This window comes from Halobacteriovorax sp. GB3, assembly GCF_028649655.1.
Lineage (GTDB): Bacteria > Bdellovibrionota > Bacteriovoracia > Bacteriovoracales > Bacteriovoracaceae > BSW11-IV.
The window spans coordinates 915341-934964 of the sequence record NZ_JAQSLN010000003.1 but is presented as its reverse complement, the minus strand read 5'-3'; the positions used below and the strand labels follow the sequence as shown (position 1 = coordinate 934964).

Below are 19624 nucleotides of genomic sequence, written 5' to 3'. Positions count from 1 at the left end.
ATATAATTTACAGGTCTACTTGTCGTCGTACTCCCATCTAAAGCATATTTCTTCTAAATGGGGGATGAATGATTAAATACTTAGTTGTAACGATAGTGCTTGGCCTTAACGCTTCTGCTTTGGCCGGCAACAAGAAATCAATTCAATGGCAAATTAAAAAAAGTACTTGGACTCAAAGTGATGAGAGATCATTTTCAGAGTTCATTGCTAAGCTAGGTAAAGCTAAAAAAGAAGGACACTGTCATACTACTGATCAGTGCTTAAAAAGCTCTAAAGCAAATCCTAAGTATTATCAGTTAAATCCCGTGGGCCTTTCTTCGATCTTTTCTGATTGTGCCGATTTACCTTATGTTCTTCGAGCTTACTTTGCATGGATGAACGATCTTCCATTTGCTTTTCCAACAGCTCTACATCCTGCGACTTGGTACACGCCTGAAAAAGAACTTATAAGAAATGAAATTAAAGAACTGCAAATAGAGATGTACAGTGCAGGTTTCTTTAAAAAGAAAAAGCTTAAGTACCAAATTAAAAAACTTAGAAAGAAGCTTAATGATGGAAGAAGCAAAACTCCTGATCTTAGATATAATCATTTAGGTAACGTTGTTACATCTAAAAGACTTATCGAAAATGGTGATAATATCAATGAAGTTCTAAGAACAATTGTCAACCATATTTCAACTGCTTCTTTTAGAACAAATGCAAGTCAATCACAAAGAGAAGGTCTTTTTAGAGATACTTATCCCGTTGAAGTTTCTAGAGACGCGATTGTCCCTGGAACCGTTCTGTACGACCCGAATGGGCATATTGCTGTTGTTTATGAAGTGACTGAGTCTGGGAAGATTCATTTGATTGATGCCCATCCAGATAATAGCTTAACTGCGATTACATATGGTGAGAAATTTAAAAGAACTCCTGTTGAAATTGGTGGTGGATTTTCTAATTGGCGTCCTTTTTCTTATGAGAATGGGAACGTGGACTTTAAAGACAATAGCGAACTTGGTGATTACTCATTGGAGCAATTTCAAAAAAGCTCTGTTTATACATATGAGCAAAAAGATCTATCGTTCTACGAGTATGTAAGACATAAGCTTTCTATTGGAAACCTAAAGTATTACCCTGAAATTGAATTAACAGAGCTTCTCGACGAGATTTGTTATGACTTTAAAGAACGCGCTCTTGCTGTAGAGAAGGCCATTAGTGCAAATATTCATTTAAAGTCTCACCCAGCAACTCTTCCGAGAAATATTTATGGTACTGAAGGTGAGTGGGAGACCTATTCAACACCTTCAAGAGATGCTCGATTGAAGTCTTCGATTAGAGAGGGGCGCAATCTTATCTCCAAGATTTTGGAAGGCCATGCAAATGGTGATGAATCAATTATCTATCATGGTGAGAATTTAAAAAAGGATTTAGAGCGAGTTTACCGAGAGCGATCGTCTGCTTGCCAGATCAAAGTTGTAGGGACAACGAGTCGGCCCTATCAATTTAACCTTGATAAATTAATTGACGGAATTTACGATCTTTCATTTGATCCCTACCATTGTGTAGAATTGCGATGGGGTCTCAATGATTCGAGTTCACTCTCTGCTTGTGGTGATTCATCTGAAAAGATTCATTGGTATCAAGCTCAAGAGGGACTTAGAATGAGAATTGATAGAGATTATTCACTTAGAATGAATTACGGAGCTTATGAATTAGAATCAGCTCCTATTTCTCATGTAGAACGTGAAGAGATTTCAATTAAGGATTTACTCTATTAAGCTTTTATTTGGTCTTGTCACTTTCTTTTTTGTTTCAGTTAGTCTCGCTCAGGTTACTTATGAGATTGAGCCAGGACTTTCTTTTAAAGAAACTGATCTACGGAATGTTAAAAAAGAAGTTCAACAAATGGAGCGTTATTTTGATATTCCATTTAATGATCTTCACATTATGGTTACAAATAATTGTTTTAGAACAGGCTATTCTTATAAAGAAAAGACAATCCAATTTTGCGATCAAGTAAGTACGATATTTGCTGGTCTTCAATCTCTCGATGTCATACGCCATGAACTCTTTCATGCTTTTATCTGTCAGGAATATCCATTTCTTTGTACCAGCGAGATAATGAAAAAAGCTAATGTGAAGGCCATTCACGAAGCACTTGCTGATTGGTATACATCACTCTTTGATAGAACGCCCCATTTTGGTGAACATTTCTATACGGATAAAAAATTTGTGCGCTCTTATCAAAATGATTATTGCTTTGATCTTGTTATTGGAGAACACTTAAAAGGGAACTCGATTCTCTCAGGGCTTTTGGCGAAGAATTTCTCATTTCTGGCCATCTTAAACTCTATAAAAAGTGAAAAGCAATTTATGGATCTAATTGAGTTATCTAAGAAGAAGAGCTGTCTTGGTCATACTGAATTTGAATTTATTCCTGAACAAATCAAAAAATCGAAATTAAATCGTTATCGACTCAATCGAAATGAAGAACTTCATTTTGAATTACCATTTTATGGATTAGAAAATTTGCGATTAAAGTATCATTATCCAAAAGAAATTATCTCAGTTAGAACGAGTGGGGATAAAGTGATCGTGAAGGGTCTTCAAAAGGGGATTTCTAAAGTCTCTGTCCAGCTTTTCGATTCAGGTAGACTTATTGGAATTCAATCTCTCTATTTTCGAGTACGCTAGCTTCTTTGATAAATTTAATTTACTATATTTCTATGTATTCATTGATTCTTATCCTTCTATTCTTTGCGAGTACTGTAGTTACAGCTGACGAGTATAAAATTGATACTCTTGATTCGACGCAAGAGTTTGCTTCAAGGCAAATTTTTACCCTGACAAACTCCATCGATAATTTCTTCGGTGAAAGAAAGACACTTGATCACGATAATGGCTCACGCTTAAGAGTTTATTCTATTATTTCTAAAAGCGAGGGGAGCGATCTTTATAAAGAAGTTAACTATCGATTTAGAATTCGTTTGCCTCAGCTCTCTAAAAAGCTGCATATTGAATTCTATCGTTCAAAGGCTGAAACTGAAACGCTGACACCTGTTAACGAGTCGACCCTTCCAACGGATTCGGATCGTGAAACAAGTACACCTAGACTTGGACTAGGGTATGCTTTAAATATCTTTCGAGGTTGGGAGTCTAAGGCCGGAGCAGGGATAAAGGTTCGCTTACCTCCTGATCCCTATCTCTATTATAGAATGTCTAAAAAATTCACTATGCCTAAGGGCTTTATTCGAGTTGCCCCTTCTGCCAATTATTCTATTAAAGATATGTTTTCTTTAGATGGTATTGTCGATTATGATATCCCGTTGGCAGAGGACTATTTATTTCGATTCTCTAATTCGGCAACTTGGACAGATAAAACAGACATCACTCGCTCAAGCCATGGGCCACAACTTTTTCACACTCTTTCTAAAAGACGTTCGATTTCTTATTCATTATCAGCGAATTTTTCTTCAGAAATTGGTTATCGAATAGAGAATTATTTATTGCAACTAGATTATCGTCAGTTGATTTATAAGAAGTGGATTTACTATGATCTCATTCCTTCAATTAACTATCCAAAGGACAATGGATTCAAAAAGGTTCTTGGAATTGCCCTCAAATTGGAAATTCTCTTTGGAGAGCGCTCGTAGAAGTATTTTATTTATAAATGTGAGTGGCCAGTAGCTTGTTATTTATAAAGGCAGGAATTGATGATGAATATCATGAAAAGTTGATTTTCTGGCTATAATATTTGTTTTTTAATCTTGTTTTTTTCTAAAGATTACTGTCTTTGGCTTTATTCCTATTTTCATTTTGTGGTAATCCTTTATTAATCATATTTCTTTGGAGAGGGCGCTATATGATTGAAGATGATAAAATTACCATTGTACTTGTAGATGATGAAGATGATGTACGATCTTTATATTTAACTATTCTTGAAGAGGTTCTTCCAAGTGCGGAAATCTTCGAGGCTAAAGATGGTCTTGAGGCGCTCAATTTAATCATGGCCGTAGAGCCCGATCTCGTAATCTCTGATATTAAAATGCCTAATATGGACGGCCGTCGTCTCTTAAAAATCTCAAGAGAGTTTAGAAAGAGCTGTCACTTTGTCTTTATCTCTGGTTATGGAAAAGACTATCTCTACGAATTTCTTCGTTATGGTGCTTTTGATGTTCTTGAAAAGCCACTTAATCTTGATGAAATTGAAGAATGCTTAAGCCGTGTTCTCTATTTTATTAAATACAAAAGACAAACTGAAACAAAAATTGCAGAGGCCCTTCTCGCTGATGGCGTCGATGAGAAGAAAATTGCAGCGATTTTACAATTGCAAGAGAAGCTTCTTAAGGAGCGCTACACTAATTTACTCAATGAAGACATTAGAGAGCGCGATGAAGATGATGAGGACTACTTCCCTGAGGGTGGAAATGTCATGTAGCTTTTCTTAGGTAAACTTTGATCTCTCCTTGAGTTTGCCGCCACTAATGGCCCAGTATTTTTGATATCCTTCATTTATTTTTAGGCAATCCTTATTCAGGAGTAAAATAAGAGTATGAACTCTTACAAAGGATGACCTATGCCTGATCACACTTACAAAAAAGTGGAAATAGTCGGGGCTTCTCATGAGTCAATTGAGTCCGCTGTACAAAATGCCTATGAAAAGGCGTCTCAATCGATTCATAAACTTCGCTGGTTCGAAATTCAAGAAATTCGTGGAAATTTTGAAGATGGTAAACCTCTTTATCAAGTGACGATGAAGGTGGGCTTTCGCCTCGATGACTAACTTTTGAAGCCAATCGTGAATATGGCCTCATAGTTCTCCATAATTTCTAGTGACTCGATCTTTATGATAGCAGTAAAGGAGGCAAGACCATGGTTAATTACACACCGAAACTGGAGCCTACTCAAAGCTCAATCGATCAACAGACGAACTTGACGGCAAAGGACTTTATGCTGACATCGAGTTTGACTGTTCCTATCGATATGAACGTCGTTGAGGCCTTACATTTAATTTGTGAACACAATGTTTCAGGGGTACCAGTGGTTGATAAAGATCAAAAAATACTTGGTTATCTCTCAGGTAAGGATTGCCTAAAATATGTTCTTGATATGAAATACTACAATGAATCTCCTGGCATTGTTGGGGATTATATGGCCAAGAGTCTCATTACTTTGAAGCCTACTGATACATTGATGTACACCGTAGAGCTCTTCATTAAAAATCATTTTCAAACTTATCCCGTTGTCGACGATGGAATTCTTGTCGGCACGGTGACCAGAGCTCAAGTCATGGACCAGATAAGAAAAATGGGTCAGACGAGCTGGTAAAAAAAGGCCCTCAGTTACGAGGGCCATTTTTAATTATTGTAGATTTGGAGCAACTTCTTCGTTGTAGTCTTGAATACCACATTCGATAATTTCAAGTGCTTCTTGCTTATTGTAGAGATGAGTAATCTCTACTTTAGGCTTGTATCCTTCAAAAGGGATTTCTTTGTAAGTAAGGAAGTAGTGCTTAACCTTATTAAGAATTTTCTCTGGGCAATCAGCAACATCATTCATGTCACCAAAAGTAGAATCATCTTTTAGAACAGCGATGATTTTATCATCTACTTCACCATGGTCTAGCATTCTGAAACCACCAATGATTTTACAATCAACTAGGATATCACCGTGTGTGATTGGCTCATCAGTAAGAACACAAATATCGATTGGATCTTCATCACCGTAAAGATCTTCTCTTCCCGTTTTTGAAATTGCATAGGCCGCAGATTTCTTGCTTGAATATGTCTTCGGTAGAAGACCATAAAGACATGGGATGATATTAGAAAATTTCTGAGGGCGGTCAACTTTCATGAACCCGCTGTCTTTATCAAGTTCGTACTTAACTCTATCTGTTGGTACGATCTCAATATAAGCTGTTACTTCATCTTTTTTGTCGCTAGTGTAAAGCTCTACACCATGCCATGGGTTAGGTCTTACAAGTGAATGTTTTTTAGACATTGCGTTATCCTTTTTTTGTTTAATGAAAATAGACAGTAGGCACAATAGCAAAAAGGGGGGAAAAATTGAAATATTTTATAGGCCCTTTGGGGCAATTTTATTAACCTTATGTAAAAAAGAGAGTAAAATCCTCCTTTCACATCTAATTGAGAGGCTCAAAATGGACATTAAATCCCTTGTAAGAACAGTTCCTAACTTTCCACATGAAGGAATCATGTTTCGTGACATTACAACGCTTTTAAAAGACGGAGAAGGTTTAAAAGAAACGATGCGTCTATTCAAAGAGCGCTATGAGAATATGGAATTTGACTATATTGCAGGTATTGAGTCTCGTGGTTTTATCATTGGGGCAGCTCTGGCGACCATGCTTGGTAAGGGCTTTATTCCAGTTAGAAAGAAAGGCAAGCTCCCAGCTGAAGTGATTAGTGTCGAGTATCAACTTGAGTATGGCACAGACGTACTAGAGATTCATAAAGATGCCCTTGAAAAAGGGGATAGGGTTCTTCTCATGGATGATCTATTAGCAACTGGAGGAACGGCTTTTGGCGCTATTGAGCTTATTGAAAAGCTTGGGGCCGAAGTTGTCGAATTTGCCGTTATTGTTGATCTTCCTGAGCTCAAAGGAATTGAAAAACTAGAGGCCAAAGGTCACAAGATCTTCAAGCTTATGGAATTTGACGGGCTATAGAATTGAGCCTGGCATAAAATGCCGCTAATAAGCTAAACCTTAGAATTTACATAAAAAATACCGAAAGGCTTCTTGGAGAACTCTATGAAGCCTTTTTTATTATTTTTAATTCTTCTATCCATTGAATCCCTTTATGCCAAAATGCCTAAAGAGGATCTTCTCATTCGCCTTAGAAAGGCCAATGAAAAGCGCCTTCCCTCTATGGGAAATAAATTGCATGTTCATCCACTAAATGATGAAGCTGCTTCGAGCTTAGGCGATGGTAAGAAATTAAATTTTAAAGAACATCAATTTCGAAAATCAAAGAGATTTATCTCAACGCAAAAAAGAGACCAGCTTTTTTATCAATCTGGCCTCGATAGTTTTCTTCCAACAACTTGGGATGAAGTGGACAAAGATATCTTCTTTTACAATGCTGTTAAAAAAGATCAAAAGACCTTTGTAAAAAAATATCCTTTTATGAAGGACCATTACCATGTCATTCATGACTTTAAAATTATGGTAACGGGGAGAGAGCAATGAGATATCTATTCTTATTTATGGCCCTCTTTTTTATCGTTCCCTCTTTTGCCTGTAATAAATCAGTTGATCCCAATAAAGTTGTTCTTTTCATTGATGTGAATGCTTCTCATAAAGAAATATTAGCAGCAAGAAAGGGTGCCTGTGAAAGGGGAGAGAGTCTTCGAGTGATACCGGAGGGGAGTGAAAAACTAGGGAAGGCCAATCTCGACTATCTCTATACTTTAAGAATGAGTACATTCTGTTATGACACATGTGAAGAATGGAAAAAGAAAAATGAAAAAGTTCAGCTTAAATTAAATCGCATCAGTCAAAATGTAGAAAAAGATCTCAAAGTTTCTCTACGAAAAGAATTAGAGAAATTGGAAAAAGAAGGAAAGACCGTTGAGAGTCTTCTCTTATCTGGTCACAATAGTGGAGGGTCTTTTTCTTCTGATGATCATCTTGGTAATAGAGTCATTGAAAAGGGTGATATCAATAATATTTTCAAAGATTTTCCTAAGCAAGCTGAGTCTGTAAAGTCTGTTCTTCTTCTTGGTTGCTATACAGGAGTTAAGAAAGAAATTCTTGATTGGAAGGCGATCTTTGATAATGCAAACCTTATTCTTGGATACAATAAAGAAGGACCTCTCAGTGATCGTCCTTCAGCATCAACAATGGTTGAAGACGGATTGGTTTTTGATAAAAAGATTAATGACCTTGTTGAAGATAAGAAACTTCGTAGAAGTGTTGAGAAAAATTTTCGTCACTTAATTTATGTCAATGGGGCCATCTATTTTAAACCCCAATGTAGTGAAGCCAATGGATATTACTATCAATCGGACTTAAAAGGAAACAAGAGATTAGAAGAGTTCTCGACTGCTGATTGTGAAGAAAATGCTCGCGTATTAGGAGATGGCCATAAAGAACAGCTTCTTGATTATTACTACGGTAGAAAAGCTATACCTGAAGATACATCTGATTCACCTCTTCGTGAGATTTATTCATTTACAAGAAAGTACTCATATTGTTATGAAATCAATCCTGATTGGGATAGCTCAGCTCTCCATTACAAGGATCCTGATCGTATTTTACAATTGCTCTTTTTTAATAAAATGAAAATAAATTTTGCGAAGGCGTATAAAGAGGATATCGATTTATTTGATGATCTTCTTGAAGGCTTTGATCCAAGTTATCGCATTGCTGAATTAAAAGAGGCCGCGAGACAATTGGAGATTGAAATCAAGGGGAAGAGAGACTTAATTTCAAAAATTAAAAAGAAAGATAAAACTCTGATAAAATCACTTGAAGATGATATTGCTGAATTAGATCAACTTCTCATTGAAGCGGAAATGGCCGGTTTAGATAAGGAAGAAGTTAGTATTGCATTGAAGAATTTACGAGATAAAGAAGAGCTTCTTTCAGCTATTGAGGGAGAGGGAACTGATTATATTATTCAAGGTTATGAAAATAGCATTGCAGATAGTGAATTGAAGATCAATAGTCTCGCTAATTCTGTGGTTGCGGCGAAAGGATTGAAAGATTACGTTAAAAAGAATTATTGGAAGATGACACCAGAAAATTTGGAAAATAAATCGAGAAAAGAAATTTTAGATAATGTTCATGCACTCACATATATCGCTAATGCGACGGGACAGCATTCTATGCATCAATTTGCTCGAGCTGCAGATAAAAGATTAAATGAGCTTAATAGCATTCCTTTTGAATGGCACGATTTTATAAGTAATCCTCGAAAACCAGCTGACTTTCTAGATGAAATGAATGAGGCGTTTGGCAGATCCGAAGGATTTGAAAATGCTGGAGATGGCCCTTATCAATCTCCAGCTAATGACTTTTTTAATGATCGAGAAAATAATCTATTAGAGTTTTAAAGAGACCTTTGAGTTTTCCGCGCTCGAGCTCTCTTTCTTTTTCGAGATCTCCAAACTCTTTTTCGATCTTATTTGTAATCGAAAGAATATCGATTCCTTGCATGATCTTTTTCTCTAAATTTTCATAGGTCTTCTTTTCAATAGGAACAATTCCATCTTCTCTAAAAAGTTGATTGGCAAAGTTTAAAAGAAAGGCCCTATCTTTTGGTTCAGTAATAAGAGGTAGGATATCATCGAGCTTGAGTCCTTCTTCTAGGTCTTTGGCGAGAATTTCCCACTGGGACTGACTAAAAGGTATCTTTCTCAAGTGATCTTGAATCCAGCTTCTCTCTTCCTTAGTTAATTCACTATCAATATAGGCCAGTGCAATCGTTCCACGCCACATATTGAATTTACTTTCTGTCATTGGATAACTCATTTACAACCCTTGTTCACTTGTTAATGAGTATCATTTTACAGAGACTCAAAGATAATTCATATGAGCACTTTTTTTCAGCGCATCTTTTCTTTTTCTTAATCTTAACTTTCTATTGATATCATCAAGTGAGTCAACGGCACTATCCCAGGCCGAGTAAATTTGCTTTTTTATGCCTGCGCGAAGATCTCCCGCGATGTAGAGATTTTCTATACTACTTTCACCTTTGTCATTCGTTATAACAAAACCCCTTTGGTCAACTTCTGCACCAAGTTGAAGTGCTAATTCGTTATAAACAATCATTCCTAGGGAGATGAAAGTAAAATCACTGTGAACATAATGACCGGAATCAAGAATATAGCCTTCGAGCCCCGTTTCAACTTCGCCTCTTAAATCGATGATCTCATCTTCGATGACATCAATTTTATAAAGATCTATTAATTTCTTTGTTTCATCCGAAAACTTAGACTCTTGGCCATTTGTTAAAATAGTCATCGTTGGAGGAGAGTATCGCTCATAGAGCATAATCGCTACCCAAGCGGCACTATCTGTATGACCGATCACAGTTGTCTCTTTGCCTTTAATATGGTGTCCATCACAGCGCAAACAGTAATCGACTTGTTGCTTATTTGCGAATTTGAAGATCGGTTTAATCGATCCATTTATATGCGGTTGTACATCCATTACCCCAGTTGCAAGAACTATATGACGAGCATAGTGATTTTTGTTTTCAGAGTCTTTTAGTAGAAAAAGATCATCTTGTTTTTCAAGTCTCTGAATACCTGTGTTTTCTAGTAGGGTAAGGTTGTCGGCATATTCACTTCGTTTGATAAAATTGATTGTCTGCTTATTTGGATCTTCTATCCCTTTGCTAAAATTTAAAAAGCCAGGAATATTTTCGACTTTTTTTACCCACTTTGCTCGTGAGCGCCTTTTATTTTTTATGTTTCCAGGAAAGAGTATTACTCGATCGTTATTGAGAACTCCTCTCAATGCGGCCATGACTCCTGCTGAACCCGCTCCAATAATTGCAATATCATAGATCTTCTTTGTCATGATCAAACTCCTTTTTTGATAGGATATATTTATCGTAAAGGATGATCTAATTAGAAAAAGCTATGAGGTTATCAATCAAAGTGATGAAGGTCTGCCTAAGAACGAAAAAAATGCCTATTCTTAAGACGAGGAATTTGTCCTTCTTTTTTGCTATACTTTTATCTAGGGCAGGATGCCCTCATGCTAGGATTATATGGATATAAACGGTTCATCACAGAAAATTTCTGATCTTCAAAGAGAACATAGAGCTTCGCTTTCGAAGCTTAAAGATCAATATGAAAAGAAATTAGAAAATATCCAAAAAAATCACGAGAAGACCATCTCAAATAAAGACGAATTACATGAACAGAATAGGCAGTCGATTCTAGAAAACTCCAATGAAAGAATCGATCTTCTAAGCACGAAGGCAAAGAAGACATTTGCAAAAAATCGCTCAGAATATTTAGATGAAGTCGCAAAACTTAAAGAATCTCATCAACATAAAGTTGATGAAACGAGAAAAGACTTCAATACTCGTTTAGATAATTTAAAGAACTCCTATACAGATTCTCTTCGATCAAAGCAAAAAGAAAATCAAACACTTCTAGATAATAAAGACGCCAATTTCGAAAAAAGAGTGGGTGAGTTACAAAATAGAGAGATTGAAAATGAAAAGCAAAGAACGATCAGAAATGAGAGAAGTATTGCTAGTTTAGAAGATCAATTTTCGAATGAAAGAAAAGAGCTTGTTGATCATTTTAAAAATAAGGAACAACAACTTAACCTTTCTCATCTAAAAGAAAGAGATGGGCAGCGTCAGGATTCTCTTGATACCTTAAAACGTGTAAGTGATGCTAAAGATGCACAGATTGACGGACTACAACGTAGGATGAATGATTCTAAAGATCTGTTAAAAGAAAAATCAGTCAATGGTCACTCCCGATTACAAGAAAGATTTCAACAATCTATAACTAGTCTTGAAGAAGGAGCGAAAAGAGAAGCTCGACTCACGCAAGAAGGTTTCAATCGTGATCTAGCTAGAAATGCTCTTGATCACAAGGAAGCACTTTCGGCTAAAGATAGAACGATTAAAAAGATTCTTAATAATTCTCTTACATCAGCGGATCTCGATAGGCATGGTGCTAAAATTTCAGATGATTATGAACAAAAGTTAAATCAAATGAAATTAATGATGGAAGATCAGCAAGTCAACTTTAGAAATAAAGTGGATGATTTGAAGCTTACAAGTGAAAAAACAATGGCTGAGCGACTTGGAACACTTAGAGATACTTTTGAAGAAAGTGATAATCAACGTCGCGAGCAAATCATTGAGCAAAAGGTAAAAGGAGACGAAGCCGTTAAGCATGCGGAGTCTCAGATGAGAAGAAATATCTATAATCAACAAATTAATTCTCAAAATCAATTGTTAAACGAACAACAGAAAAATAATAAATTACTGCACAATCAGCGAGTCGTATACGGAGAAAATGTTCAGCAATTAGAGCAGAGAAACTTAGACAATGTCCAGAAACTACAAAGAGAGCATGCTGGTGAAAAACGAGATATAGTCGAACAATTTAGTAAAAATTTAAAAGACTCAGTTCTTTCGCAACAGCAAGAATTTGAAACGAAGCTCAATAAAGTTGTAACAAGCTATGAGCAACGTTTGAAGACGCAAAAAGAAGCCTTCATGAAGCTTGAGGAACAGTCTCAAGGGCAACTTACCAACTATAAGCGATCTAACGATATGAAGCTTAGAGTTGAACAAAAATACTTTCAAGAGCGTCTTAAAGAGAATCGATCTGAGATGAAAAGAGAAATTGCAAATCTTCGAACAGACTTTGAAAGAAATATGAATATAGTCAAAGCTAAGTATGACGACGAGATTAACAAGATCAAAAGAGAGAATGATGTTTACAGCACAAAACTCATTCAAACTCATGAGCAAGAGAAGCAAGAGCTCATCATGACAAATCAACAAGAGATGCGATCTAAGGTTCATCAACTTACAGAGCAGCTGGCCCGTGTTATGAAAGATAATGAATTTCAAAAGCAACAGCTCGTTGATTCTTATGAAAAAAGAATCAAAGATCTCAAAAGAGATTTTGACCTAGAAAAAGTACAAATCTATAATTCTTAATGCATACACTTATTTTGGTTGGCCAATACCTTGGCTATTTCAATCGCATCGCTTTTTAAATACCAATGTTTATTAATTGTCTTACCATTGATTTTAACTTGGTAAATATCATCTTTATAATGTTTTTCAACTGAGCATATATCTTTGGTAGGAACAAATTCACCAGAACCACAAGATGTAAGGCCCAATATAACGATGAGATAACAAGTTTTAGTAATTATCGAATTCATCACAACCTCTCTCTCTTCTAAATCTTTCAAGAGCGCCTCCACCCGGAATTGTTTTGTAGAACCAGAAAAAACATTCTTCCTTTTCTGCTCTTAGTTGATCGTGGCGTTGGATGGCATCTCTAATATCCCACGGCTGATCTTTAAGCTCTTTATGTTTTGCTCCTTTAATAACCAAGCGAGAGTTTTTATCCATTTCTTCTTTTGTGGTCATGGCCGGCTTCTCAATAGGTTCTTTCTTTTCATCACCTCCACCTCCACCAAGAGTTGGAGTTGGTATTGGAATGGGGACAGGAACCGGAACCGGGAGCATCGCAATTGGCGGGAGTCCAAAAGAGCTTCTAAGAAGCTTGTCGAGATTTAACAAATTTCCATCAGCATCTTGTATTTTGGGAACCATATTTTCCGTTTTTTCAGCGAGGGCCTTAAGCGCCTCAGGAGAGAGCTGTTTTATGGCCGCTTGGCCCTTTGCTGCAAGTTCTGTCGAATTGAAGTATTGTCCTGGTTCTAGGTTTACAGTTTTTAATTCGCCTCCAAGCTTTGCAACATTGGAAACAACTTTTCCTTTAACCAGTGCTACATCTGTAACAGCTTTACCTTTTACTTGATAAGCATTTGAAAGAAAGACCGTCCCACGAACACCTACTGAGACCAGTCTTGTGTTTAATTTCCACTGTTCACCATCTTTACTTTTTCGTTGAATATTTGCTCTAACTTGTCCTCGAAGATGATTGATTAAGACCGTTCTCTTTGGTTCAATTTCAAATTTTTCGACGGTGATTTCAGATTCGGGGCCAATATTGAGAATTGTTTCATCTTTCATTTTTAAGCGTAAAAAAGAAGCACTACCTGTTCGAACAAGATCCCCCTCATTTAATGGATCGTCTTTTTTAATTTCTTTAAGCTCTTCAGTATCTTGATTTGATTCATCTTTTTTTTTGTGAACAATGAAAACTTCTCCTCTTACAATTGAAGCAATGGCCATTGGTGCATCGAGTTTTGGATCTCTCTTTTCTTTTGCCTTGTCAGGTTGCTTTTTAGAATCTTCATTTTCTTTATTTATTTCATCTTGTGGAGTTTGTTTCGAATTTTGATTCGATTCAGCAGCGGGCTCTCTCGAACTTGTTTCACTGAGTTTGGCGGAGGAGTCATTTTGTTGTGGCCCAGTTGAGTCATTGGATTCTTCCAGGGCCATAACGCTTAAAGGGAGAAGTAATATCATACAAACTGTCGTAAGCTTCATGGCCGTTCCTTTTTCTAAAAAGTGATCGCTTTCTATTTTAGTAAGGATTGCACTTTCTAATCTCTTTTTTTTGTTTAATTATTACTTTCTAAGTATTTCTTTTTAGCTAAATTGTTAAAATAAACTTTGGCCAAATATTTAAGAGTTCTTTAAGCTAGGAAGCGAAAATTGTATTGAATTTAGGCCTAGATAGATAGGCCCATAATTGTAGGTGATTTAACTTGTTGTTGGCCTCATTGTGTTGATTTAATCGCAACGAAAGGTGTGCAAATGAAGATTGTCGTTCAAAGATCTGGAGAGTCTAGAGTTCTCGTTGATGAGCAATGTGTAGGGGAGATTTCAAAGGGAATGGTTCTTCTTATATGTTGTGAAGTGGGCGATGATCTGAATACCGCTAAGAAGGCAAGTGAGAAGCTCCTAAAGCTTAGAATATTTGAAGATGAACAGGGACGAATGAATAGAGATATTATTCAAAGTGAGGGGCAAATTCTTGCGATCAGTCAGTTTACTCTCTCTTGGGATGGAAAAAAGGGCAATAGGCCATCTTTTGATGGGTCTATGGAGCCGGCAAAGGCGAACGAACTCTTTTTGAAGATATGCGAATTCTTATCGGAAAAGGTAAGGGTGGAAACAGGAAAGTTTGGGGCCTCAATGCGCGTTGAAATTACGAACCAAGGCCCTGTTACTTTTAGCTTAAGCTTTTAGCATACCTTTTTTAGTATCTTTCGCTTCGGCTTTTTCAGCTCTAAGGGCAGCTTTCCAAATACCAGCAAAGATAAAGGCAAAGATAACGACAAAGCAACCAATGTGGAATACTTCTACTTGTAAAGAAGATGCAGTGTACTTCGCAGTTCTTACAGGTTCTAGTTTCTCACCTTTTGGTACAATTGACGTTGGATAAACTTTTACAGTTTTAGTAGCCGTTTCACTCATGTTGCTCTCTCCAAAGTTAAATTGGGTCTAGTTATACCAGATATCTTATGCAAACTTCAAGATTCTTCCATGATCTAGGTCAGTTTTTTTATTGCAGTATGTATAAAATTCATTTGTTTTACAGCAGCAATATGTTGCGTCGACAAAAATCTTAAGAATGGTTATATAAGTCGCATGAAATTCTTTGTATTTTTACACTTACTTTTATTGATAAATACTGTCAGTGCGCGGGAAGTTCTCACCTTTAAGGCCTACAGTGAAAAAAAGCAGAATCTTGAGGTCGTTTCTCTTGTGGGAAAGGCACACGTCATCTTCTTTTCATCGATTGATTGCCCATGTTCGGACTCACACATGGCCCATTTTAATGAGTTGAAAAAGAAGTATCCACAGGTGGAATTTTTGGCCATCAATGTGAATGACTATAACGAAAACAAAGAACAGATTAGTGCTTATTATAAAGAAAAATCTCCATCTTTAAATTGGTATTGGGATAAGGGCTTTAAAGTCTCAGATCTTTTTAAAGCTGTTAAGACACCCCATGTTTTCCTTTTGAACGAAAAGGGACAAATCATCTATCACGGTGGTGTTTCTAACTCATCAAATTTTCCAAAGGCATCGAAGTTTTATCTTCAAGACGCTCTGGCCGATTTAAAAGCAAATAGAGATGTTAAAAAGAAATTTGCTCGGGCCTTGGGCTGCTATATAGCGAGGTAGTTTTGAAATTATTTGTTTCTCTTATGACAATTATTCTTTTGAGTGTCTTTGTAAGTTCTTGCGGGAAGTCACCCCAAGAAGACCATTCCTATGAATCACAGGCAATTCAAGAACAATTAAAGGGAACAATGAATCTCAATAAATTAGATCTCAATGTTGAGCTTACGTGGTTAAAAGGACCTTTCGGTGATCCTGCTTTTGAATCAAGTTTTCTCATGATTGTTAGAGATAATAAAGGTGAGATTAAATCACTCGATCCTAAATATCATTTCTATATCAATGCTTGGATGCCAAGTATGGGACATGGAAGTGCTTACGATGGTGATACTGAGCAAAGCTCTACAGGAGTCTATCTCCATCGTGATCTTTATTTTAACATGCCAGGGGACTGGGAAGTTTACATTGACGTCTACGAAGGTGAAGAGTTGATTGATTCAACAAAGTTGAGGATTGATCTTTGAAAACTTTAGTTGCCTTGAGCTTGACGTTATTTTCTCATGCTGTATTCGCTGCAAGTTGTTGTGGGGGAGGAAGTTCATTTCCTGGACTCATCACAACCGATTCCAAAGGACAAATCTCTTTAAGCTCGACCTATTTAAATGAAGTAGGAAAAGCAAAACTTAGAGATGAATACGTTTATTATAATGAAGACAAAAAGAGAAAGAGCCTTCAAAGTCTTCTCAGTTCGAGTTATATGACTTCTGAATTTACTCAACTTTCTTTAAATCTAAGTTATGTTCAACGAGAATATGAACAAGGTGAGTATAGTGAAAAATCTCATCAGCTAGGGGACTCAGAGCTGAGTTTTGCTTATGAGTTTTTTCCAGAAAAAGAATATTCATGGTGGAAACCTCGTGGATTTGTTTTTCTTTCTTTAACTCTTCCAACTGGTAAAACAAATTATCAATCAAGCGAATTACTATATTCTGATGTTTCGGGAAAAGCTCAATGGGCATTGGCCGTAGGTGGTGCCTTTACAAAGGTAAATGGACCTTTTGATTTTCAAGGTAGTTTTAAAGCGGCCCATCGTTTTAAGGAGAGCTTTTCTAATGTAACAGTTGAAGGAAGCCAATTCTTTTCCACTTTATTATCTGCTGGCTTTAGTCCTAGTAAGTCTTCTTTTAGATTTGGTGCTTCCCATATCTACTTTTTTGAAACAAAGAGAAAAGTTAACAATGGTCAAAAGGTTTCACAGACGCTTAATGAATATTATCATGAATTAGCTTTAAGTTCGCATTACATGCTCAATGATGAGTTGTCGGCCGGGATTATATACGCCGATCAAACTCTCATTGGTCCCGTTCAAAATACAAGTTTATCTAGAAAATTAACTGTACAAATCCTTAAAAGGTGGAGTTTATAATGAAAAAAATGATCGCTTTAGTTTTTACAATGATTTCGATGTCAGCAACTGCTCATTGTCCAAATGAATTTAACTACTCGGACAAAGAACTTTGTTATTCGTATGAGTGGCTTTCTGGACCACATTTAGGTGGTGGACATGGAAGAGGACATGGGCATCATCATGGGCATGGAATGAAAAAGCCAATGAGTTCTGAACTTACAGTTGCTTTTTGGGTTAAGGGAGATTCAAATCATGCTCCTGTTGAAATCGATGGTCTTAGAATTTATCCTTGGATGATTATGGACAATGGGATGGAGCATGGAAGTCGTCCAGAGTCACTTAAGTTTGATGCTAATAGTGGCGTATATATTGTCTCAAATATTTTCCTTATGAAGATGATGGGTTACTGGGAAATGCGTTTAGCAATTCCATCTGACTTTTCAGATTTTGATCCAAAATCTGACTATGTCAGTTCGTTTATTGTCGAATAAATACAAAACGAGTTTTGCCGCTGATTTTAGCTTATAAAAAATAGGTTATAATGGTCTCATACAATCTTTCAGGAGTTTGATTTGAGGCCATTTCTTTTTGGTACATTACTATTATTAGCCAGTTGTTCTACTTCAATAACAAAGAACTATACCAACGAAAAACTTACGAAGAGTGAATCTGACTTCGAAGAACTTGTTTCAACACTTGAGAAACAACAAACTTTCAAGTTTCAGGCAGAAAAAAGTCACCTTCAAGTCGTCCCATACACATGGCCTTTACTTCTTGATCGCCTCTACGCTCACTATGATCTTTCAAAAAAAAGAGACAAAGATACTCTTAAAAAGTTATTCACGGCCTATCGAACAAAGTTTAAAAATCATACGTGTTTTTTTGTTCAATTGACTAGTTACTCTGATGACGTTCTCTCAATTGATAATTGGGATGCTACTCTTAAGGTTGGTGAAGTTGTCATTCCTACAAAATTTGAAAATTTTCTAGCAAATAAGCCCGTTAGCTTGTCGGCAACTCTCTTTGAAAAAATTGAAAAACCTATTTTTGGTGATGATCCTAAGACGTTGAAGTTCGATCTTTGTACACAGAAGAAGATATCTTTTGAAGGTGAGATGGAAATACGTTTTAAAGCAAAGGGTGATGTTTATCTGCCGACATTAAATGTCGAGTGGGACTTTGAAAAAATGAGTGGGCCTAATTAAGCTCACTCACTTGTTGATTTAATGTCCAAAAATCGTAGAGAACACCGATACCAAAGAATCCAGCTGTTAGAAAATAGAGTGCGCCAGAAATAAATTTTCCCATATAGAAACGGTGAATTCCAAAAAAACCTAAAAAGGTGAGAAGTAGCCAGGCAACATTATAATTAATGGGACCTTCTCTAAAGATTTGATCAGCCTCTCGATCCATTGAAGGAATGAGGAAGATATCAATAAACCATCCAATACCTAATAGACCGAAAGTGAGAAACCACAAACTTCCCGTGATTGGTTTCCCATAATAAAATCGATGAGAACCCATAAAACCAAAAATGATGAGAAGATAACCCATGATGGGATCATGTGAATCGTTTGTGTATCGTTGCTTTAAGATTGGATGATTCATTTATATCCCTTTAACTTCCATCTTGGGCCTTGTTCCATTTCTAGCTCCCAGTGAAGGAGAACCTTATCAATAAGTCCCGCATCTTCTAAAACGATTTCTACTTCATCGAGAAGTTCTTCTTCATCGATTGTCATGGCATGACCTGGAGAATAGTGAATCATCGTCTCTTCACCTTTACTCGAGTGAATTATGATTTCGTAAAAACAGATGGCACCACTATCGAGATCTCTTTGGTCTTGTTTTGAGAGAAGAAAATGACGATTGGGAGATTGAAAGTCTTTTTTATTAACTTCAATTTTTAGCTCTAGGCCTTCGACTTCGCATTTAAAGTTCATTTATTTTCCTATTTATTTTTTTAGGCAATATCTTTAGTCTTTTTCTTTTAAAGTTAGCACAGGACAATAGAAAGGACTAGAAGGAGAAGAAGATGACAAAAATATCTTATCTTCAAGAAGATAATGAAAATGAAGAGGGTTCTAAAATGAATGATTCAGAAAAAAAATCACCAAGAAGAATTCTTGTAAAAAATGATGTGAAAACTAATTTACACGCTGACCAATTTAGTAATGATATTTTAATCGTTGCTTCTAAACTTAAAAAATACGTCAAAGAAAAGCATGGTATGAATACCTCTGGAAATGTTATGGAGATGCTCTCAAATATCGTTCGTATTCAATGCGATCGTGCTGTTGAGAAGGCTAAGCTTGATGGGCGTAAAACCCTTATGGATCGTGATTTCTGATATTTGCGCGTCCAGTCTATTGAATCTTTAAGTTACGGCTATAACTTACTGTTTTTACAAGTCTAAAATTAAGCTTTGTAAGGCTTTAGTTTAGGACATTTCCTGTGTTTCCGGTTATTCTATAGTAGAGCATTTATCTTGGTTAATTATGTACTTGAGATG

At 36.4% G+C, this 19624-nt stretch carries 25 protein-coding genes; 17 read left to right on the top strand and 8 right to left on the bottom strand.

Annotated features, from left to right (window positions below; translation table 11 throughout):
- Positions 1-68 precede the first annotated feature (68 nt).
- The 6 genes from HBN50_RS10855 (at position 69) to HBN50_RS10830 (ending at position 5310) form a co-directional block, all read left to right on the top strand.
- A complete protein-coding gene (locus HBN50_RS10855) occupies positions 69-1760 on the top strand; it encodes a hypothetical protein (RefSeq protein WP_273869923.1) in 1692 nt (563 codons plus the stop codon).
- Complete coding sequence (locus HBN50_RS10850) at positions 1726-2676, top strand: hypothetical protein (protein ID WP_273869922.1); 951 nt, start codon at positions 1726-1728, stop codon at positions 2674-2676. The genes HBN50_RS10855 and HBN50_RS10850 overlap by 35 nt, the downstream gene beginning before the upstream one ends.
- A gap of 32 nt (positions 2677-2708) precedes the next feature.
- The gene (locus HBN50_RS10845; protein WP_273869920.1) at positions 2709-3635 is read left to right on the top strand and encodes a hypothetical protein; all 927 of its coding nucleotides are present in this window, start codon (positions 2709-2711) and stop codon (positions 3633-3635) included.
- A 209-nt stretch (positions 3636-3844) separates the two neighbouring features.
- On the top strand, positions 3845-4420 hold the full coding sequence (locus HBN50_RS10840) for a response regulator (protein WP_273869919.1): 576 nt from the start codon (positions 3845-3847) through the stop codon (positions 4418-4420).
- Between the two features lie 138 nt (positions 4421-4558).
- Complete coding sequence (locus HBN50_RS10835) at positions 4559-4765, top strand: dodecin (protein WP_273869917.1); 207 nt, start codon at positions 4559-4561, stop codon at positions 4763-4765.
- A gap of 89 nt (positions 4766-4854) precedes the next feature.
- A complete protein-coding gene (locus tag HBN50_RS10830) occupies positions 4855-5310 on the top strand; it encodes a CBS domain-containing protein (RefSeq protein WP_273869916.1) in 456 nt (151 codons plus the stop codon).
- A gap of 33 nt (positions 5311-5343) precedes the next feature.
- Here the strand turns inward: HBN50_RS10830 and HBN50_RS10825 are convergent, their stop codons facing one another.
- Positions 5344-5982, bottom strand: coding sequence for an inorganic pyrophosphatase (locus HBN50_RS10825; RefSeq protein WP_273869913.1), 639 nt, complete (start codon positions 5980-5982; stop codon positions 5344-5346).
- 160 nt (positions 5983-6142) lie between these two features.
- On the opposite strand from HBN50_RS10825, the gene HBN50_RS10820 reads away from it, so the two are divergent.
- The 3 genes from HBN50_RS10820 to HBN50_RS10810 all read left to right on the top strand — a co-directional run bounded on the left by HBN50_RS10820 (position 6143) and on the right by HBN50_RS10810 (position 9060).
- Positions 6143-6670 carry an adenine phosphoribosyltransferase gene (locus tag HBN50_RS10820; protein ID WP_273869911.1) on the top strand — a complete coding sequence of 176 codons (528 nt, stop codon included), beginning with the start codon at positions 6143-6145 and terminating at the stop codon, positions 6668-6670.
- 84 nt (positions 6671-6754) lie between these two features.
- A complete protein-coding gene (locus HBN50_RS10815; protein WP_273869908.1) occupies positions 6755-7192 on the top strand; it encodes a hypothetical protein in 438 nt (145 codons plus the stop codon).
- Positions 7189-9060, top strand: a complete 1872-nt coding sequence (locus HBN50_RS10810) for a hypothetical protein (protein WP_273869907.1) — start codon at positions 7189-7191, stop codon at positions 9058-9060. Before HBN50_RS10815 ends, HBN50_RS10810 begins: the two co-directional genes overlap by 4 nt.
- Here HBN50_RS10810 and HBN50_RS10805 read toward each other — a convergent pair.
- Together HBN50_RS10805 and HBN50_RS10800 are read right to left on the bottom strand one after the other, a co-directional pair.
- Positions 9026-9478, bottom strand: coding sequence for a hypothetical protein (locus HBN50_RS10805; RefSeq protein WP_273869905.1), 453 nt, complete (start codon positions 9476-9478; stop codon positions 9026-9028). The two genes, HBN50_RS10810 and HBN50_RS10805, sit on opposite strands and share 35 nt — an antisense overlap.
- Positions 9479-9523: 45 nt before the next feature.
- Positions 9524-10531 carry an NAD(P)/FAD-dependent oxidoreductase gene (locus tag HBN50_RS10800; RefSeq protein ID WP_273869902.1) on the bottom strand — a complete coding sequence of 336 codons (1008 nt, stop codon included), beginning with the start codon at positions 10529-10531 and terminating at the stop codon, positions 9524-9526.
- 193 nt (positions 10532-10724) lie between these two features.
- Between HBN50_RS10800 and HBN50_RS10795 the strand changes: the two genes are divergently transcribed.
- Positions 10725-12650 (top strand): hypothetical protein, encoded by a 1926-nt coding sequence (locus tag HBN50_RS10795; RefSeq protein ID WP_273869900.1) that lies wholly within the window; start codon positions 10725-10727, stop codon positions 12648-12650.
- On the opposite strand, the gene HBN50_RS10790 is transcribed toward HBN50_RS10795, so the two are convergent.
- Both HBN50_RS10790 and HBN50_RS10785 read right to left on the bottom strand, forming a co-directional pair.
- A complete protein-coding gene (locus tag HBN50_RS10790) occupies positions 12647-12880 on the bottom strand; it encodes a hypothetical protein (protein ID WP_273869899.1) in 234 nt (77 codons plus the stop codon). The two genes, HBN50_RS10795 and HBN50_RS10790, sit on opposite strands and share 4 nt — an antisense overlap.
- Positions 12861-14120, bottom strand: coding sequence for a FecR family protein (locus HBN50_RS10785; RefSeq protein ID WP_273869898.1), 1260 nt, complete (start codon positions 14118-14120; stop codon positions 12861-12863). Before HBN50_RS10785 ends, HBN50_RS10790 begins: the two co-directional genes overlap by 20 nt.
- Positions 14121-14390: 270 nt before the next feature.
- Here HBN50_RS10785 and dtd point away from each other — a divergent pair, with 270 nt between their 5' ends.
- Complete coding sequence (gene dtd, locus HBN50_RS10780) at positions 14391-14825, top strand: D-aminoacyl-tRNA deacylase (RefSeq protein WP_273869894.1); 435 nt, start codon at positions 14391-14393, stop codon at positions 14823-14825.
- On the opposite strand, the gene HBN50_RS10775 is transcribed toward dtd, so the two are convergent.
- Positions 14814-15053, bottom strand: coding sequence for a hypothetical protein (locus HBN50_RS10775; protein ID WP_273869891.1), 240 nt, complete (start codon positions 15051-15053; stop codon positions 14814-14816). The two genes, dtd and HBN50_RS10775, sit on opposite strands and share 12 nt — an antisense overlap.
- A gap of 174 nt (positions 15054-15227) precedes the next feature.
- Between HBN50_RS10775 and HBN50_RS10770 the strand changes: the two genes are divergently transcribed.
- The 5 genes from HBN50_RS10770 to HBN50_RS10750 all read left to right on the top strand — a co-directional run bounded on the left by HBN50_RS10770 (position 15228) and on the right by HBN50_RS10750 (position 18317).
- On the top strand, positions 15228-15767 hold the full coding sequence (locus HBN50_RS10770) for a DUF6436 domain-containing protein (protein WP_273869889.1): 540 nt from the start codon (positions 15228-15230) through the stop codon (positions 15765-15767).
- 2 nt (positions 15768-15769) lie between these two features.
- Positions 15770-16228, top strand: a complete 459-nt coding sequence (locus HBN50_RS10765) for a hypothetical protein (protein ID WP_273869888.1) — start codon at positions 15770-15772, stop codon at positions 16226-16228.
- Positions 16225-17130, top strand: a complete 906-nt coding sequence (locus tag HBN50_RS10760; RefSeq protein WP_273869887.1) for a hypothetical protein — start codon at positions 16225-16227, stop codon at positions 17128-17130. The genes HBN50_RS10765 and HBN50_RS10760 overlap by 4 nt, the downstream gene beginning before the upstream one ends.
- The gene (locus tag HBN50_RS10755) at positions 17130-17603 is read left to right on the top strand and encodes a hypothetical protein (protein WP_273869886.1); all 474 of its coding nucleotides are present in this window, start codon (positions 17130-17132) and stop codon (positions 17601-17603) included. Before HBN50_RS10760 ends, HBN50_RS10755 begins: the two co-directional genes overlap by 1 nt.
- 81 nt (positions 17604-17684) lie before the next feature.
- The gene (locus tag HBN50_RS10750; RefSeq protein WP_273869884.1) at positions 17685-18317 is read left to right on the top strand and encodes a hypothetical protein; all 633 of its coding nucleotides are present in this window, start codon (positions 17685-17687) and stop codon (positions 18315-18317) included.
- On the opposite strand, the gene HBN50_RS10745 is transcribed toward HBN50_RS10750, so the two are convergent.
- Positions 18310-18720 carry an NINE protein gene (locus HBN50_RS10745; RefSeq protein WP_273869883.1) on the bottom strand — a complete coding sequence of 137 codons (411 nt, stop codon included), beginning with the start codon at positions 18718-18720 and terminating at the stop codon, positions 18310-18312. The two genes, HBN50_RS10750 and HBN50_RS10745, sit on opposite strands and share 8 nt — an antisense overlap.
- Positions 18717-19055, bottom strand: coding sequence for a hypothetical protein (locus HBN50_RS10740; RefSeq protein ID WP_273869881.1), 339 nt, complete (start codon positions 19053-19055; stop codon positions 18717-18719). The genes HBN50_RS10745 and HBN50_RS10740 overlap by 4 nt, the downstream gene beginning before the upstream one ends.
- Before the next feature lie 92 nt (positions 19056-19147).
- On the opposite strand from HBN50_RS10740, the gene HBN50_RS10735 reads away from it, so the two are divergent.
- Positions 19148-19462: a hypothetical protein gene (locus tag HBN50_RS10735; protein WP_273869879.1), complete on the top strand. Its 315-nt coding sequence runs from the start codon at positions 19148-19150 to the stop codon at positions 19460-19462.
- The last annotated feature ends 162 nt before the right edge of the window (positions 19463-19624 follow it).